The sequence below is a fragment of the Rhizobium sp. 10PS4 genome, assembly GCF_032464805.1.
GTDB lineage: Bacteria > Pseudomonadota > Alphaproteobacteria > Rhizobiales > Rhizobiaceae > Rhizobium > Rhizobium laguerreae.
In genome coordinates this window covers 139,259-155,517 of the sequence record NZ_JAWDIW010000012.1, presented here as the reverse complement: position 1 = coordinate 155,517, position 16,259 = coordinate 139,259, and the positions used below count along the sequence as shown (strand labels likewise).

At 61.7% G+C, this 16,259-nt stretch carries 14 protein-coding genes and 1 riboswitch; of the genes, 9 read left to right on the top strand and 5 right to left on the bottom strand.

Going from position 1 to position 16,259, the window contains the following annotated elements; all coding sequences use genetic code 11:
• Window positions 1–162: 162 nt before the first annotated feature.
• Window positions 163–441 (top strand): CopG family ribbon-helix-helix protein, encoded by a 279-nt coding sequence (locus RWJ89_RS22935; RefSeq protein WP_077979781.1) that lies wholly within the window; start codon window positions 163–165, stop codon window positions 439–441.
• Complete coding sequence (locus RWJ89_RS22930; RefSeq protein WP_027667096.1) at window positions 441–776, top strand: type II toxin-antitoxin system RelE/ParE family toxin; 336 nt, start codon at window positions 441–443, stop codon at window positions 774–776. The genes RWJ89_RS22935 and RWJ89_RS22930 overlap by 1 nt, the downstream gene beginning before the upstream one ends.
• An 86-nt stretch (window positions 777–862) precedes the next feature.
• Here RWJ89_RS22930 and RWJ89_RS22925 read toward each other — a convergent pair whose 3' ends face one another.
• The 5 genes from RWJ89_RS22925 to RWJ89_RS22905 form a co-directional block, all read right to left on the bottom strand.
• The gene (locus RWJ89_RS22925; protein ID WP_316031481.1) at window positions 863–2,866 is read right to left on the bottom strand and encodes an aldo/keto reductase; all 2,004 of its coding nucleotides are present in this window, start codon (window positions 2,864–2,866) and stop codon (window positions 863–865) included.
• Window positions 2,867–2,904: 38 nt separating this feature from the next.
• The gene (locus tag RWJ89_RS22920) at window positions 2,905–3,987 is read right to left on the bottom strand and encodes an ABC transporter ATP-binding protein (RefSeq protein WP_316031480.1); all 1,083 of its coding nucleotides are present in this window, start codon (window positions 3,985–3,987) and stop codon (window positions 2,905–2,907) included.
• Between the two features lie 12 nt (window positions 3,988–3,999).
• Window positions 4,000–4,836: a carbohydrate ABC transporter permease gene (locus tag RWJ89_RS22915; protein WP_011649800.1), complete on the bottom strand. Its 837-nt coding sequence runs from the start codon at window positions 4,834–4,836 to the stop codon at window positions 4,000–4,002.
• A complete protein-coding gene (locus RWJ89_RS22910; RefSeq protein WP_132614002.1) occupies window positions 4,833–5,693 on the bottom strand; it encodes a carbohydrate ABC transporter permease in 861 nt (286 codons plus the stop codon). The genes RWJ89_RS22915 and RWJ89_RS22910 overlap by 4 nt, the downstream gene beginning before the upstream one ends.
• Before the next feature lie 87 nt (window positions 5,694–5,780).
• Complete coding sequence (locus tag RWJ89_RS22905; protein ID WP_131641801.1) at window positions 5,781–7,055, bottom strand: extracellular solute-binding protein; 1,275 nt, start codon at window positions 7,053–7,055, stop codon at window positions 5,781–5,783.
• 86 nt (window positions 7,056–7,141) lie between these two features.
• On the opposite strand from RWJ89_RS22905, the gene RWJ89_RS22900 reads away from it, so the two are divergent.
• From RWJ89_RS22900 to uca, 7 genes are all read left to right on the top strand, one after another.
• Window positions 7,142–8,059, top strand: coding sequence for a helix-turn-helix domain-containing protein (locus tag RWJ89_RS22900; protein ID WP_131665858.1), 918 nt, complete (start codon window positions 7,142–7,144; stop codon window positions 8,057–8,059).
• Between the two features lie 213 nt (window positions 8,060–8,272).
• A riboswitch (guanidine-I (ykkC/yxkD leader) is annotated at window positions 8,273–8,380 on the top strand.
• Window positions 8,381–8,454: 74 nt separating this feature from the next.
• The gene (locus RWJ89_RS22895) at window positions 8,455–9,528 is read left to right on the top strand and encodes a putative urea ABC transporter substrate-binding protein (RefSeq protein WP_131665859.1); all 1,074 of its coding nucleotides are present in this window, start codon (window positions 8,455–8,457) and stop codon (window positions 9,526–9,528) included.
• 65 nt (window positions 9,529–9,593) lie between these two features.
• Window positions 9,594–10,412, top strand: coding sequence for an ABC transporter permease (locus RWJ89_RS22890; protein ID WP_316031479.1), 819 nt, complete (start codon window positions 9,594–9,596; stop codon window positions 10,410–10,412).
• Window positions 10,409–11,239 carry an ABC transporter ATP-binding protein gene (locus RWJ89_RS22885; protein WP_131665860.1) on the top strand — a complete coding sequence of 277 codons (831 nt, stop codon included), beginning with the start codon at window positions 10,409–10,411 and terminating at the stop codon, window positions 11,237–11,239. The genes RWJ89_RS22890 and RWJ89_RS22885 overlap by 4 nt, the downstream gene beginning before the upstream one ends.
• Window positions 11,236–12,057: an urea amidolyase associated protein UAAP1 gene (locus tag RWJ89_RS22880; protein WP_221946703.1), complete on the top strand. Its 822-nt coding sequence runs from the start codon at window positions 11,236–11,238 to the stop codon at window positions 12,055–12,057. Before RWJ89_RS22885 ends, RWJ89_RS22880 begins: the two co-directional genes overlap by 4 nt.
• 11 nt (window positions 12,058–12,068) lie before the next feature.
• Window positions 12,069–12,716, top strand: a complete 648-nt coding sequence (locus RWJ89_RS22875) for an urea amidolyase associated protein UAAP2 (RefSeq protein ID WP_316031478.1) — start codon at window positions 12,069–12,071, stop codon at window positions 12,714–12,716.
• A gap of 3 nt (window positions 12,717–12,719) precedes the next feature.
• Window positions 12,720–16,259: an urea carboxylase gene (gene uca / locus RWJ89_RS22870; protein ID WP_316031477.1), complete on the top strand. Its 3,540-nt coding sequence runs from the start codon at window positions 12,720–12,722 to the stop codon at window positions 16,257–16,259.

Sequence of the window (16,259 nt, the reverse complement as noted above, 5' to 3'; positions counted from 1 at the left end):
AACCGCGCCCTTTACTTAAATGTGGAATCGGCGGAATGGGCGGCATCGTCCTTTCCAGAGCATGATGCCGCTAAAGCTGATCGCGGCGTCGTAAGGCCAAGGGAATTGACTTCGCCTGGGTTTGGGTTACCGTGTAATTCACTGTATTACGGAGCGATAACCATGCTGAACAGTGAAAAATCTCAAGTTTCTCTGAGACTGCCCACGTCGCTGGTTTCGGAGTTTGATCGTATCGCCGCAATTCTTGAACGTGATCGTACCTGGGTAATGCAGAAGGCGCTTAGTCAATACCTTGCAACTGAAGGGGCCGAAATCCTAGCAGATGCGCAAGGCCTCGACGAATTGGATCGCGGGGATAGCGTCGATCTGGAGGATGTGCTCGAGAAGGCTCGGGCAATCGTCAATGCCGCCGAATATCGACGCCGTACGCGGGTGGGTTGATGCCTCCCGTTCGCCTTTCCAAAAGTGCAGAACGCTGGTTCTTGAGCAAGATCGCCGAACTCGCAGAGGTTAACCCAGCCGCCGCAAGGAAACTCGTTGAACGCCTGGAAAGGCAAAGAGACCTTCTTTCATCGTTTCCCCAAATGACCGAAAGGGGGATACTGGAAGGAACTCGCAAAGTGAGTATGCCTCCCCTCGTGCTCACAATTCGCTCACGAGGCGGCATTGTTGAGATTGCGGCAATCAGGGATGCACGGCAGAAGGATGCATACGCTCCAGTCGAGATGCTGTCCGTAGACGACCATGATGAAGAAGACAAAGAGAAGACCGTATGACGGTGGCGCAACGCTCGGCGCGTCGCCTTACGCCCATTTTGTAGGTAAATGGCTGCGGTTCAAGCCGCAGCCATTTCTCCACTGCTTCAGCCTTCCAGCCACTTCACCTGCTCGGGCGTCAGCTTGATGTCGAGCGCCGAGAGGCTGTCTTCCAATTCGGCGACGGTGCGCGGCCCGATCAGCGGAATGACCGGGAAAGGCTGGGCGATCACATAGGCGAGCGCGATGTGGATCGGATTGCGGCCGAGCTTGTTGGCAAGCTCGATGGCCCGGTCGCGGCGTCCAAAGTTGCGCTCGGAATACCAGACCCGCACGATCTCCTCATCGTCTTGCTTGTCGCGGCCGGCGCGGTCGGTAAAGAAGCCGCGGCCCTGGCTCGACCAGGCAAAGTTCGGGATCTGCTTCTCGTTCAGCCATTTCTTCCAGTCGTCGTCGGAGGCGGCAACGCAGCCGGCCCAGATCGGATCGAGCATCTCGGCAAGCGAGAAGTTGTTGGAAAGTGCTGCCGGCGCCGTCTTGCCGGTCTTTCCGGCATAGGCGATCGCCTCGTCGAAGCGCGCCCGCGTCCAGTTCGAGCCGCCGAATATGCCGCGGATGCGTCCGCGCTTGAGCTCGGCATCCATGGCATCGACGAACTCGCCGACCGGCACGTCGGTATTGTCGCGATGCATGAAATAGATGTCGACGTAGTCGGTCTTCAGCCGGGCAAGCGACTGGTCGAGCTGCTTTGCGATCATGTCAGGATAGCAGAGCGGCGAGTGGGCGCCCTTGCCGATCAGCACGATCTCCTCGCGCGGCACCTTGCGGCTCGTGTGCCAGTCGCCGAAGATCGCTTCCGTTTTGCCGCCGCCGTAGACATAGGCCGTGTCGAAGGCGTTGCCGCCGGCCTCATAGAAGGCGTCGAGCGTCAGCGAGGCGGAGGCAAAATTCGGGAAGAACTCGAAGCCGAGTGTCACCACCGAGGCCGGCTTGGAAATGCCGGGAATCTGACGCTGCGGAACGCTGTTCCCGCGCGCGACCGTGCCGCCGGCAATGTTTGCCGTGCGCTTGCTGGCTTTTTCTACGCCGTATTCAAGACCCACCGACGCGCGCCACTGGTCGAGTACACGCAGGTTTCCGATCGAATCCGCCCAGCTCATGCCGGGAGAGCTGAATTCGGTCTTGCCGGCGTGGATGGCATCACCCGCCGCGTCCGCCTCGAAGGAATAGAGCCAGCGATCTTCCTTGACCTCGACGGTTTCTCGGCTGCCGCCCTTGAAGATCTCGATCTTGCCGACGCCGCCCTTGTGGCCGGAGGCGAACCAGAAGTCCTGGACCTCGATCCGGCCCTCGGAGCCGATGATGCGCAGCACATTGTCCTGCTGCGCCATGATCGAGCAGGAGACTTCGGCGATGATCTCGTTCGGGAACTTGAGCACGGCAGATGCCCATTCATCGACGCCGCTCTCTCCGAGATGGGCGACGCCCGAGACCTTCTCCGGTTCGAGGAAGGTCTTGCCCTCCGCGGCGCCTGATATCAGTCTGGCCATCGAGACCGGATAACCGCCGACATCGAGAATGCCGCCGCCGGCGGTGTCGTTGGCGAAAAGCCGGTGTTCGGGCTTATAGCTGCCCATGTTGAAGCCGAAGCTCGAGCGGATGATGCGAACGGTGCCGATGACGCCGCTTTTGACGAGCTCGACCAGCTTCTCCGTCTGCGGATGCACGCGGTACATGAAGGCCTCGCCGGCAAAGACCCCGGCTTTTTTCGCCTCGTAGTAAACCGCCTCGGCATCATAGGCCGAGAGCGCGATCGGCTTTTCCACCAGGATGTGTTTGCCGGCGCGTGCCGCCTTGATCGCCCATTCGGCGTGGCCGGTGTGAGGGACGGCGATATAGATCGCATCGACCTCCTTGTCGGAGAGCAGCGCCTCGTAACCATCGACGATGCGGGCGCCGGGGAAACCTTCGGCAAGGCCCGGCTTTGCCGGATTGCGGGTGGCGATCGCCACCAGTCTGCCGGTGCGCGAATGGGCGACGCCGTCTGCAAAGGTGCGGGCGATGGTGCCGGGGCCGATGATGCCCCAGCGGATCGGTTGATCTGAAGTCATGGAAAATCCTCTTTCGTCTTTCTGTCCTGGGATTTGGTTCAGCGAAGCCGCTTGCCGGCGCCGTCGAAAAGGAATGAGCGGTTGGCGGGAAGGCCGACTGTCAGCGTCTCGCGATTGCCGGCGACGCGCGATTCCGGCCGCTCGATGATCAGTTGCTCGGGGCCCATGGTGGCGTAGATGTAACTGGTATTGCCGAGGTGTTCGGCGACGTCGATGGTGACGGTGAGGTCGGCATCGCCCGTGCCCGCATCGACGAAATGTTCGGGACGGATGCCGAGCGTCACTTTAGCGCCGGCTTCGATGGGATCGGCGACCGGCAGCTTCAAGCGGGTATTGGCGTCACTTTCCAGCGCGATCACCGCCCTGCCCGGCTGCGTATCAACCACCACGGCCTTGAGGAAATTCATCTTCGGCGAGCCGACGAAGCCGGCGACGAACTGGTTTGCCGGATCGTCGTATAGGTCGAGCGGTGCGCCGATCTGCTCGATATTGCCGGCGCGCAGCACGACGATCCTGTCGGCGAGCGTCATCGCTTCCGTCTGGTCGTGGGTGACGTAGATCATCGTCGTGCCGAGCTTCTTGTGCAGTCTTGATATTTCGACGCGCATCTGCACGCGCAGTTCCGCATCGAGGTTCGACAAGGGTTCGTCGAACAGGAAGACCTGTGGTTCACGGACGATGGCGCGGCCGATCGCGACACGCTGGCGCTGACCGCCGGAAAGCTGCTTCGGCCGGCGCTTCATGAGTTCGGTGATCTGCAGGATCTCGGCGACATGGCGCACGCGCCGCTCGGTGTCGGCCTTCGGATTGCCATTCATGCGCAGGCCGAAGCTCAAATTTTCCTCGACGGTCAGGTGCGGATAGAGCGCATAGGACTGGAAGACCATGGCGATGCCGCGATCGGCCGGTTCGACGTCGTTGACGACCCTGCCGCCAATCTGAAGCTCGCCTGACGTAATGTCCTCGAGGCCGGCGATCATCCTGAGCAGCGTGGACTTGCCGCAGCCGGAGGGGCCGACGAAGACAACGAATTCGCCGTCCTTAACCTCCAGATTGGCGCCGTGGATGATCTCAAAGCCGCCGAAGCGCTTGATGATGTTGCTGAGTGAAAGCTCTGCCATGCAGCCTCCCGATTATTTAATTGCGCCGGCCGCGATGCCGGCGATGAAATGGCGCTGAAGAGCCACGAAGATGACGAGGATCGGCGCCGTCAGCAGTACCGCGCCGGCCATGATGCCGCCCCAGGAGACCTTGGTGAGGCCGATCAGCGTTCCCAGTGCCACAGGCGCCGTCATCATCCCCGGTCTGGAATTGATCAGCAGCGGCCAGAGGTAATTGTTCCACGAGTGCAGGAAGAGAATGATCGCCAATGCCGCCATGGTTGGGCGGGCCAGCGGCAAGGCGATGCGCAGGAAGATCTGCCATTCCTTAACGCCCTCGACCCGGGCCGCATCGAAGAGCTCGCCCGGCATCATCGAGAAGGATTGCCGCATGAACAGCACGCCGAGCGAATTGAACAGCGGCGGCACGATCAGAGCTACCCAGGTGTTTGCCAGCTTGAACTCGCGCGCCACCATGATGAATTGCGGGATGACGACCACGGAGAAGGGAAGCGTGATCGTGCCGAGGATGATGGCGATGACGACGGAGCGGCCGACGAAACGGTAACGGGCCAGTGCCCAGCCGGCCATCGACGTCAGCAGCACCGAGAGCACTGTATAAATGAGCGCCACGCCGATGGAGATCACCATTGCGCCGATGAAATCGGTATCGGCCTGTAGGTTTTTGAAATTCTCGACGAAGTTGGTCGATGGCCACAGCACGATGTCAGGACTGAAGATACCGTTGTCGGGCATGGTCGAGAAGACGAACATCATCCAGAGCGGAAACAGCCAGATGAGAGCGAGCGGCGCCAGTGCGGCATGCAACGCGATCTGGCGCAGCAGAAGCGATTGCGATTTGGATTTCATTTCGGATCCCTCCCGACCCAGAGATTGAGAAGCGAGATCGCCACGGCAAGGGCAGCCATCGTATAGGCGATCGCCGAGGCATAGCCGAAGTTCAGCGAGGTGAAGCCCTGTCGATAAAGCAGCAGGCCGAGCGTCTCGGTGCCGCCGCCGGGACCGCCACGATTGGTGATGAGGAAGGGCTCGGTGAAGAGCTGCATGGTACCGATCACCGAGAGCACCACGCAGAAGAGGATGATCGGTTTCAGGAGCGGCAGGGTGATGTGGAAGAACTGCTGGACCTTGCTCACCCGGTCGAGCGTCGCCGCCTCGTAGACATCATCGGGAATCGACTGCAGGCCGGCGAGGATGATGATGGCGTTGTAGCCCGCCCAGCGCCATGTGACGGCAAGGATGATCAGCGCCATGGCGGCATTGGCATTGTCGAACCAGGAGACCGGGCTGAGACCGACGGCCGAGATCAGCTTGTTGATGATGCCGAAATCGAGGCTGAACATCAGCCGAAACACCGCGGCATAGGCGACCTCGCCGACGACCACGGGGGCGAAGAAGGCGAAGCGGAAGAGCGGCCGCGCTTTCAGCAGCGGCGAATTGAGCATTACGGCCATAACGGTCGCAAGCGCGATCATGACAGGCACCTGGATCACCAGGATGATCAGCGTGTTGTAGAGGGCATTGTAGAAGGCCGGGTCGTAGAAGAGCCGACCCCAATTGGACTGGAAACTATATTTCCACGGGTTGATGCGGGTGTTCTGAAAGGAAATCAGGAACGAATTGATGATCGGCCACACCCAGAAGGTGGCAAAGATCAGCAGATAAGGGGCGAGGAACGCATAAGCGCTCCGGGTTCTGAACGGCATCGAGCCTCCTCCTGACAAAACCAACGAATGACCAGCCGCCTTGCGGCGGACGGAGAGCCGGGCGCGTCAAGCGCCCGGCTTCGTCATTCACTGCGCGATCGGAAGGCCGGTCGCCGAAGCGATCTGGTTGGCGGCATCGTCGAGAGCCGCCTTCGCATCGGGATAGCCGCCGGAGAAGAACTTCGTCTGCGTCGCCTTGAAGATGGCTTCGGCATCGCTCTGGAAGGCGGTGCCGCGGCTCGGCACGATCTTCGGCAGCGTGGCGAGGATATCGGCCCAGACCTTCTGACCGCCCCAATAGGGCTGCGCTTCGTTGACGAAGGGATCTTGTACGGCCGAGAGCAATGATGGCACCAGACCGAATTCCTTCAGCATCGTAACCTGACCCTCGTTCGTGCCGAGGGCGTAGTTCACGAATTTCCAGGCGGCTTCCTTATTTGCGGAGGTCGCCGAAATAGCGAGCGACGAACCGCCGAGATTGGCGGCATGCGGGCCGTCGGCCGTCAGGCTCGGCATCTTGTAGACGCCCCACTTGCCCTTGAGATCGGGCGAGGTCGAGCGGACGGTGCCCTCATACCAACCGCCATACAGCTGGCTCGCGGCCTTGCCGGCGGTGTTGGCCTGGATCTTTTCGTCCCAATTGGCCGCCGTCAGCGTGCCGGCATCCTTCATTTCCTTCACCTTTTGCAGCGAGGAGACGCAGGCCGGCTGGTTGATGGTGATGGACTGGCCGTCGGCCGAGTAATAGCCGCAGCCCTGTTCGTTGGCGATCATGCGAAACCATTCGCTGTCGCCATTGAAGTCCGCCTGCGCCATGACGACGCCGGGATTGGCGGCGGAAATCTTCTTGCCGGCGGCAATAAAGTCGTCCCAGGTGCCGATCGTGCTTGGATCGACGCCAGCCTTTTCGTAGAGATCGCGGCGATAGAAGACGGCGACAGGGCCGGAATCCCACGGCATGGCATAGGCGACGTCGCCGACCTCAAGCTCGGTGCGCTTGAATTCGGGGAACTTCGCCTGGATCTCGGGCGTGTAACCGAGCTCCTTCAGATTGGCGAAGCAATCCGGGAAACGGCTCCAGAAGATCTCAGCCTCGAAATTCTCGATGCTGACGATATCGGGCAAGCCGTCGCCGCCAGCGGCGCAGGCAGCCAGCGTCTTGTCGAAGACCTGGCTGTTGCCAAGATCCTCGACGGTGATCTTGATATCGGGAAACTGTTTGTTGAAGCCTGGAAGCGTGGACTTCAATGCCGACGCGGCGACATTCCAGCTCCAGATGGTGAGATTGGCCGACTGCGCGTATGCGGAGCCGGAAGCAAGCACTGCGACAGCTGCGGTCGCAGCGAGAAGTTTGAAGCGCATTGAAAATCCTCCCTTTTCAATTGCCGATCTTTCACGAACGCGGTTAGACTATCTGTAAGGGAGCGGGTGTCTCCTAAAAAGGGAACATGAATTTGGCGGAAAGTAAGGTCGGCACACGTGCAATCTATCAGCCCGGCGCGAGCAGCATCGAGGGTTTGCCGACAGCGCTGCAGATGTTTCATGCCCATCCGCCTGTTATGGCCATGCCGCACTGGCACGCGCAGGTCGAGGTCAACTACGTGATGCGCGGCACCGTGCACTACCGGATGAGCGATCACGAATTCCGGCTGAGCGCTGGCGAAATGTGCCTCTTCTGGGGTGGTCAGCCGCATCAGATGGACGAATCCTCGGATGATTCGCTCTATGCCGGCGCCCATCTGCCGCTCGTCTATTTCTTCCGGCTGCGCCTGCCGATCAGCGTTTCCAGCCGGCTTATGAAGGGTGAGACGCTGCTGACCTCGGCAACGGATGCCGCCGACAGCGAGAATTTCACCCGCTGGTTCCACTATGCCAACTCAGGCGATCCCGCCAAGGCTCAGCACGCCGTCGACGAGCTGCTGCTGCGCATCGAACGGATCGCGCTCGAACCTTATTCGATGACGTCGCAGGCCGTCATCAGTCTCGACGGCGATCATCCGCACCCGCATTCCTCGCGCAGCGTCGCGCGCATGTGCGATTTCATCGCCGCAAATTTCCTGCACGACATCGATTCGGTCGATATCGCCCGCGCCGCCGACCTGCACCCGAAATATGCAATGAACCTGTTCAAGCGATCGACCGGCATGACGCTCAGCAAATATGTGACGCTGCTGCGGCTGTCGCGCGCCCAGGCGATGCTGATGAGCGAGGGCGCCAACGTGCTGCAGGTGGCGATGGACAGCGGCTTCGGCTCGATCAGCGCCTTCAACAAATCCTTCCGCCACATCGCCGGCATGTCGCCGTCGGACTTCCGCCGCGATATCCGGCTGGTGACGACGGTCCCGGCCGGCGCTTTCCGGAACTAGGTCAGGGCCAGCCGCAATTCGGCGTTATGTTCGTTCTGCCTGCGATCTTGTTTTCACTGGGCAAAAAATAACCAACGCCTAAGGTGTCGGCAGAATACGCACATTTTCTGTGCAAGTGCATGCACTATTGCATTTTCCGGGAAATTGACGCCATCGCACTCTCAATAAAATCAATGATATATAATTTGGCACACACTTTGCTTCGATAGTTGCAGAGTTGGTGGCTAGGGTTCCGGCGTCGCAAGACGCGCTGGTCCGAGAGCTGCCACCGGCGAGGGAGACATCCCGCCGGGTGCACGGCGGGACAAAAGCCCGGGAGACCTCGTAAGCCAAGGGATTGGCGGCACGATGGTCATTGCCGATCCCTTTTGAAGAAAAGCAAAAGGGGAATTTCAATGCAGACTTTTTCGAAGATACTATCGATTACCGCACTGTCGGCGTCCCTGGCGCTAGGACTCGGCTCCATCGCCAAGGCCGAACAGAAGACCGACTTCAAGGTCGCCTGGTCGATCTATGTCGGCTGGATGCCCTGGGGCTACGCGGCCGATCACGGTATCGTCAAGAAATGGGCCGACAAATACGGCATCAAGATCGAGGTCACCCAGTTCAACGACTACGTCGAATCGATGAACCAGTACACGGCCGGCGCCTTCGACGCCGTGACGCTCACCAATATGGATGGCCTGTCGATCCCGGCCGCCGGCGGCGTCGATACGACAGCCGTCATCGTCGGCGACTTCTCGAACGGCAATGATGCGGTCATCCTGAAGGACAAGGCGAGTCTTGCCGACATCAAGGGCCAGAACGTCAATCTCGTTGAATTTTCCGTCTCACATTATCTGCTGGCCCGCGCACTCGAAAGCATCAAGCTGACCGAGCGCGACGTCAAGGTGGTCAACACCTCCGACGCCGATATGGTCGCCGCCTACAAGACGGCTGACGTGACCGCGGTCGTCACCTGGAACCCGCTGGTCTCGACCATCCTCGAAGATCCCACGGCCAAGAAGGTCTTCGACAGCTCGCAGGTGCCGGGCGAGATCATTGACCTGATGGTCGCCAATACAGGCGTGCTGAAGGACAATCCGAATTTCGGCAAGGCGCTCGCTGGCATCTGGTATGAAACCGCAGCACTGCTGACTGCCGACAGTGCCGACGGCAAGGCTGCGCGCGAGGCGATGGGCCAGGCATCGGGCACCGATCTCAAGGGCTTTGAATCCCAGCTTGTCGCCACCAAGCTGTTTGCCAAGCCGGCCGATGCCGTTGCCTTCACGGCCTCGGGCAACCTGCCGAAGACAATGGATCTTGTCCGCAACTTCCTGTTCGAAAGAGGCCTGCTCGGCAATGGTGCGCCGTCGGCCGACGTCATCGGCATCGAAATGCCCGATGGCAAGATCCTTGGCGATAGCGGCAACGTCAAGCTGCGCTTCACAGAGACCTACATGAAGGCGGCCGCCGACGGTTCGCTCTGAGCGATGTCAAAGCAGCGGTGCGGCGTTGACCGCACCGCCCACACTTCATCAGCGGAGCTTTCCTCATGCGCTGGATCAACACGAGGCCGAGCCGGGGCGCACAGCTTGCCTTGACGCTGCTGCCCTTCGTGCTGCTTATCGTTGCCTACACGGCCGGCTCGGCCGCACGGCTGGCGGAAAACGCCAACGACAAACTGCTGCCCGGTCTTGCCGGATTTGCCGATGCGATCGATCGCCTGGCCTTCATCGCCGATCCGCGCACCGGACAATATCTGCTCTGGTCCGATACGGGCGCGAGCCTGATACGGCTGTTTGCCGGCCTCGGCATCTCCACGATCATCGCACTCGTCATCGGCATGCTGATCGGCATGCTGCCTTATCTGAGAGCGCTGCTCTCCCCCTTCGTCGCCGTTATCTCGATGGTGCCGCCGCTGGCGCTGCTGCCGATCCTCTTCATCGCCATAGGGCTCGGAGAAGCCTCGAAGATCGCGCTGATCGTCATCGGCGTTGCGCCGACAATGATCCGCGACCTCGCGCTGAAGGCGCTGGAGCTGCCGCGCGAACAGATCGTCAAGGCTGAAACACTCGGCGGCTCCTCCTGGCAGATCGGCCTTCGTGTGGTGCTGCCGCAGATCCTGCCGCGGCTGATCACTTGTCTGAGGCTTCAGCTCGGCCCGGCCTGGCTGTTCCTAATCGCGGCCGAGGCGATCTCGTCGGATTCCGGCCTCGGCTACCGCATCTTCCTCGTCCGCCGTTATCTCTCGATGGACGTCATCTTTCCCTATGTCGTCTGGATCACGCTGCTCGCCGTGGTCATGAATTATATCCTTGATCGCATCCGCATTGCTGTCTTCCCCTGGTCTGAGCTGGAGAAGCAGGCATGAGCGAGTTGGTGATCGAAAAGGTCTGGAAAGAGTATGGTGACCAGATCGTGCTCGAGGATGTGTCGCTGACCGTCGCCTCGCGCGCCTTCGTCGCTCTTGTCGGCCCGTCCGGCTGCGGCAAGTCGACGTTCCTGCGCATGCTGCTCGGCCAAGAGCGGCCGACGCGAGGGACGATCCTGCTCGACGGGCAAGCGCTGCCGCAGGAGCCAGGGTCGGATCGCGGCGTCGTCTTCCAGCGCTATTCCGTCTTCCCGCATCTGACCGTCGTCGGAAACGTGCTGCTCGGGCGGGAACTCTCGGCGTCCCGCTACAAGGCCAAGCTTTTCGGCGCCGCCCGCCGCGACGCCGTCGACGAAGCCCGGCGGCTGATCGGCGAGGTCGGCCTTTCCGGCGCCGAGGGCAAATATCCGGCGCAACTATCAGGCGGCATGCAGCAGCGCCTGGCGCTGGCGCAGGCGCTGATCATGAAACCGAAGGTGCTGCTGCTCGACGAGCCCTTCGGCGCGCTCGATCCCGGCATTCGTGCGGAGATCCACACATTGATGAAACGCCTCTGGCACGAAACGCAGATGACCGTCGTCATGGTGACCCACGACATGCGCGAAGCCTTCACCCTGGCGACGCGCGTCGTCGCCTTCGAGCGCAAGCGTGATCGCCCGGAGGAAAAGGAGCGCTACGGCGCGACGATCACCAAGGATATTTCGATCTGGCCGCCCAGGCTCGCCGGCGCGCCCTCCATCTTCAGCCCCGACCGGGACGGCCCGGTCATTTCTCTGGGCCTTCGCCGGGACGACCCGGCTTCCAGTCCGCCAGGAGAAAAACCATGATGCATGTCAGACGTTCGCCCGAGGAGATCGCCGCCAACCGGCAGCGTTACGAGGAACATCAGAAAAAGGGGCTGGAATTTGCCCCGAAGGCCCTGCCGGCGCCGAGCCCCCTGCCCGCCCCCGCCATCGATGCTGCCGCGATCATCCATCAGGAAATCATCCCCGGCGGCTGGTACTGGTCGACCGCGCTGAAGCGCGGCGAAGCTCTCCGCATCGATCAGGGCGAAGGCGGATCGACCGTGGCGCTCGTCGCCTGGAACGCCACTGACACCAGCGAACGACTCAATCTCGTCGATACGGTCAAGGTTCAGTGGACGACCGCCCTCGGCAAGGGCCGCGTCATCTTCTCGGATATGGGCCGGGTGATGTTTTCGCTGATCGAGGATAGTTCCGGCGCTCATGACTGCCTGATGGGTGGTTCGACGGCAGCTTCGAACGCCGCAAAATATCCTGACGCCAAGACCCGCAACACCCGAGACAATCTCGTGCTCGTCGCCGGCAAGCTTGGTCTCATCAGGCGCGACATCCCGGCGATTCTCAATCTCTTCGCCCCGGTCCGAGTCGACGATGACGGCGGCTTCCACTGGCGCGGCAAGCTCTCCAACAGCGGCGATTATGCCGAGTTGCGCGCCGAGATGGACATGATCGTCGGCTTCTCGAATTGCCCGCATCCGCTCGATCCCGATCCGGTCTACGCGCCGAAGCCGGTCATCGTCACGCGCTTTCGCGCAGCCGCGCCCGCAGTCGACGATCTCTCTCGCACCGCGACCGCCGAAGCCCTTCGCGGCTTCGAGAATAACGCCGCGATGCTGGCCTGAGGGAAGATACGATGACCGATTTCATCACTTCAGCTTCGCGCAGCCTCGAAAATGCCGTGCAGGATCATTTCATCGCGGCCGAAGCGCCATGGTCAGGCATCGTGCGCAAGGGCCAGACGATCCGCATCGAGGATAGTTACGGCCAGCAGGCGATCGACACGCTGTTTTATCGAGCCGACGACTTTGCCGAGCGTTATTCCAACCAGGATACGATGCGGGCGCAGAGTGGCGCCTATATCGGCACCGGCACGAAGATCATCTCGAACGAAGGCAACGTCATGCTTGTCATGACGGCCGACAGCTGCGGCCGCCACGATACATCGGCTGGCGCCTGCTCCTGCGAGAGCAACACGGTGCGCTTTGGCCACGGCACGAAATACCTGCATGCCTGCCGCGACAATTTCGTGCTCGAGGTGACAAAACACGGCATGAGCAAGCGCGACATCGTGCCGAACATCAATTTCTTCATGAACGTGCCGATCAAGCCGAACGGCGAGATGACCATTGTCGACGGCATTTCCGCGCCCGGCGACTACGTCGAACTGGTGGCGGAGATGGACGTGCTCTGCGTCATCTCCAACTGCCCGCAGATCAACAATCCCTGCAACGGCTTCGATCCGACGCCGATCCGGGTGCTGATCTGGGACGGCGAGGGCTGATCGATGTTCACCAAGGTCCTTATCGCCAATCGCGGCGAAATCGCCGTCCGCGTTATCCGCACATTGAAGCGGATGGGCATCGCCTCGGTCGCCGTCTACTCCGATGCCGATCGCTTCTCGATGCCGGCGCTGACCGCCGACGAGGCCGTCCGCCTCGGTCCGGCGCCCGCTGCCGAAAGCTATCTTGACGTAGACGCCGTCATCGCCGCCTGCAAGGCAACGGGCGCTGAGGCCGTGCATCCGGGCTATGGCTTTCTCTCAGAGAATATCGGCTTTGCCGAGCGGCTCGCCGCCGAAGGTATCGCCTTCATCGGCCCGCGGCCGGAGCATCTGTCGGCCTTCGGCCTGAAGCATACGGCGCGCGAATTGGCGAAAGCGAGCGGCGTGCCTCTGCTGCCCGGCACCGATCTCTTGCAGAGCGCCGAAGAGGCGCTTTCGGCTGCCGAGACCGTCGGCTATCCCGTCATGCTCAAAAGCACGGCCGGCGGCGGCGGCATCGGCATGCAGCTCTGCGCCGATGCGGCAAGCCTCAAGGCCTCTTTCGAAAGCGTGCAGCGGACAGCCCGCGCCAGCTTCGGCGATGCGCGCGTCTATATCGAGCGTTTCGTAGCCGAAGCGCGCCATGTCGAGGTGCAGATCTTCGGTGATGGCAAGAGCCGCGTGATCGCGCTCGGCGAACGCGACTGCTCGCTGCAGCGGCGGAACCAGAAGGTGGTCGAGGAGACGCCTGCGCCTGGCCTTTCCGCGGAAACGCGGGCGCGGCTGCACAAGGCGGCAGTCGATTTGGGGGCTTCGGTCTCCTATGAATCGGCCGGAACCGTCGAATTCATCTATGATCCCCAGCGCGAGGAATTCTATTTCCTCGAGGTCAATACCCGCCTGCAGGTCGAGCACCCGGTGACGGAGGCCGTCTTCGGCATTGACCTCGTTGAATGGATGATCCGGCAAGCGGCGGGCGAGGACGTGCTCTTGAGTGCGAATGCCTTGACGCCAAGGGGTGCGGCGATCGAGATGCGTATCTACGCCGAGATGCCGCATGCCGATTTCCGCCCGAGTGCCGGCTTGCTGACCGAAGTCGTCTTCCCTGATAATGCTCGCGTCGACGGCTGGATCGAGACGGGTACCGAAGTCACGCCCTTCTATGATCCGATGCTTGCCAAGCTGATCGTGGCTGCGGAAGACCGGCCGGCGGCGATCGAGAAGCTGAAGGCAGCACTCGCCGAAACGTCGATATCAGGCATCGAGACCAATCTCGATTATTTGAGAACGATCGCCGCCTCCGAACTGCTTGCAAGCGCCAAGGTGGCGACGACGGCGTTGCGCGACTTCGCCTTCGTTCCCGACGTCGTCGAGGTGCTTGCGCCCGGGGCGCAATCGAGCATTCAGGAACTGCCGGGGCGGCTCGGCCTGTGGCATGTCGGCGTGCCGCCGAGCGGGCCGATGGACGAACGCTCCTTCCGCCACGCCAACCGGCTAGTCGGCAATGCCGATGTGACGGCAGCACTCGAACTGACCGTTTCCGGCCCGACGCTGCAGTTTTATGCCGACCAGACGATCGCGCTTGCCGGCGCGTGGATGCCAATGACATGCGACGGCGTAAAATTGCCGCATGATGCGCCAGTACTGATCCGTGCCGGTCAGGTTCTGTCGATCGGTACGATCGAAGGACCGGGGCAGCGCGCCTATCTCGCCGTCGCCGGTGGTTTTGCCGCTCCCGTTGTGCTCGGCTCGCGCGCGACCTTCGGCCTTGGCCAGTTCGGCGGCAACGCCACCGGCACGCTGAAGACAGGGCATGTGCTGCATTTTGCCCGCCAAGTGCCGGCCGAACCGGCAACGTCTGCGACGGAGCCCGCCGCCTTGACGCGCGAATGGGACGTCGGCGTCGTTTACGGCCCGCACGGCGCACCTGATTTCTTTCAGGATGGGGATATCGACACGCTGTTTTCGACGGCTTACGAGGTGCACTTCAACAGCGCCCGCACCGGTGTGCGGCTGGTCGGCCCGGCCCCGCAATGGGCGCGCAGCGACGGCGGCGAGGCGGGGCTGCACCCCTCCAACCTGCACGACAATGCCTATGCGATCGGGGCGATCGATTTCACCGGCGATATGCCGATCATTCTCGGCCCCGACGGTCCAAGCCTTGGCGGCTTCGTCTGCCCGGCGGTAATTGCTCGCGACGAGCAGTGGAAGATGGGCCAGTTCAAGCCCGGCGACCGCATCCGTTTTCATGCAGTAGTGCGGCCGGAAGACCCGATCGCCGGCCCGGCAGTGCGGCGGGTCGCGGAAGAAACAGGTTCGCCGATCCTCGGCATCTGCGAGGATGGCCCGGTTTCCGTCGTTTATCGCCGCCAGGGCGACGACAATCTGCTTGTCGAATATGGGCCGATGACGCTCGATATCGCGCTTCGGCTGCGGGTGCACCTGCTGATGCAGGCGGTTGTGGAGGCCCGCCTCCCCGGCGTCGTCGACCTCACCCCCGGCATCCGCTCGCTGCAGATCCATTATGACGGCACGCAGCTGACGCGCCGGCGCCTGCTCGGGCTGCTTTCCGAGATCGAGGCGACGCTGCCGGCGGCCCAGGAGGTCACGGTGCCGAGCCGCATTGTGCATCTGCCGCTTTCCTGGAACGATCCGGATGCGGAACTTGCCATGCGCAAATATCAGGAGCTCGTGCGCCCGAACGCGCCCTGGTGCCCATCGAATATCGAGTTCATCCGCCGCATTAACGGTCTTCCTGACGAACAGGCCGTCCGCGATATCGTCTTTGATGCAAGCTATCTGGTGCTCGGTCTCGGCGACGTCTATCTCGGTGCGCCGGTTGCTACCCCGACCGATCCGCGCCACCGTCTAGTGACGACGAAATACAATCCCGCCCGCACCTGGACGCCGGAAAATGCCGTCGGCATCGGCGGCGCCTATATGTGCATCTATGGCATGGAAGGACCGGGTGGCTACCAGCTCTTTGGCCGCACCATCCAAGTCTGGAACACTTGGCGGGAGACGCCGGCCTTTGCTAAGGGCAAGCCCTGGCTGCTGAACTTCTTCGACCAGATCCGTTTCTTCCCTGTTAGTAACCAGGAGCTGACGGAGGCGCGCGCCGCCTTCCCGCATGGCGGCTATCCGATCCGGATCGAGGAAACGGAATTCTCCTATGCCGCCTATGAGAAGGAATTGCAGACGAACTCGGCCTCGATCGGCCGCTTCAAGGCAACCCAGCAGGCCGCCTTCGATGCCGAGCGCCAGCGCTGGAAGGAAGCCGGGCTCGACAGCTTCGTCACCGACGAAGGCACAGGCGAAAGTCCGGATGGAGATATTCCCGACGGCTGCTTCGGGGTTGCCAGCGCAGTGCCCGGCAATGTCTGGAAATTGCTGGTCGAGCGGGGTGCCTCGGTTGCGGCCGGCGATACACTCGCCATCATCGAATCGATGAAAATGGAAATCAACGTCACCGCCCATGCGGCAGGCCGCGTCCGCGACCTGCGCGCCGGGCCGGGAAGAAACGTCAAAGCCGGCGATATCATCGTCGTTCTGGAGGAATGCTGA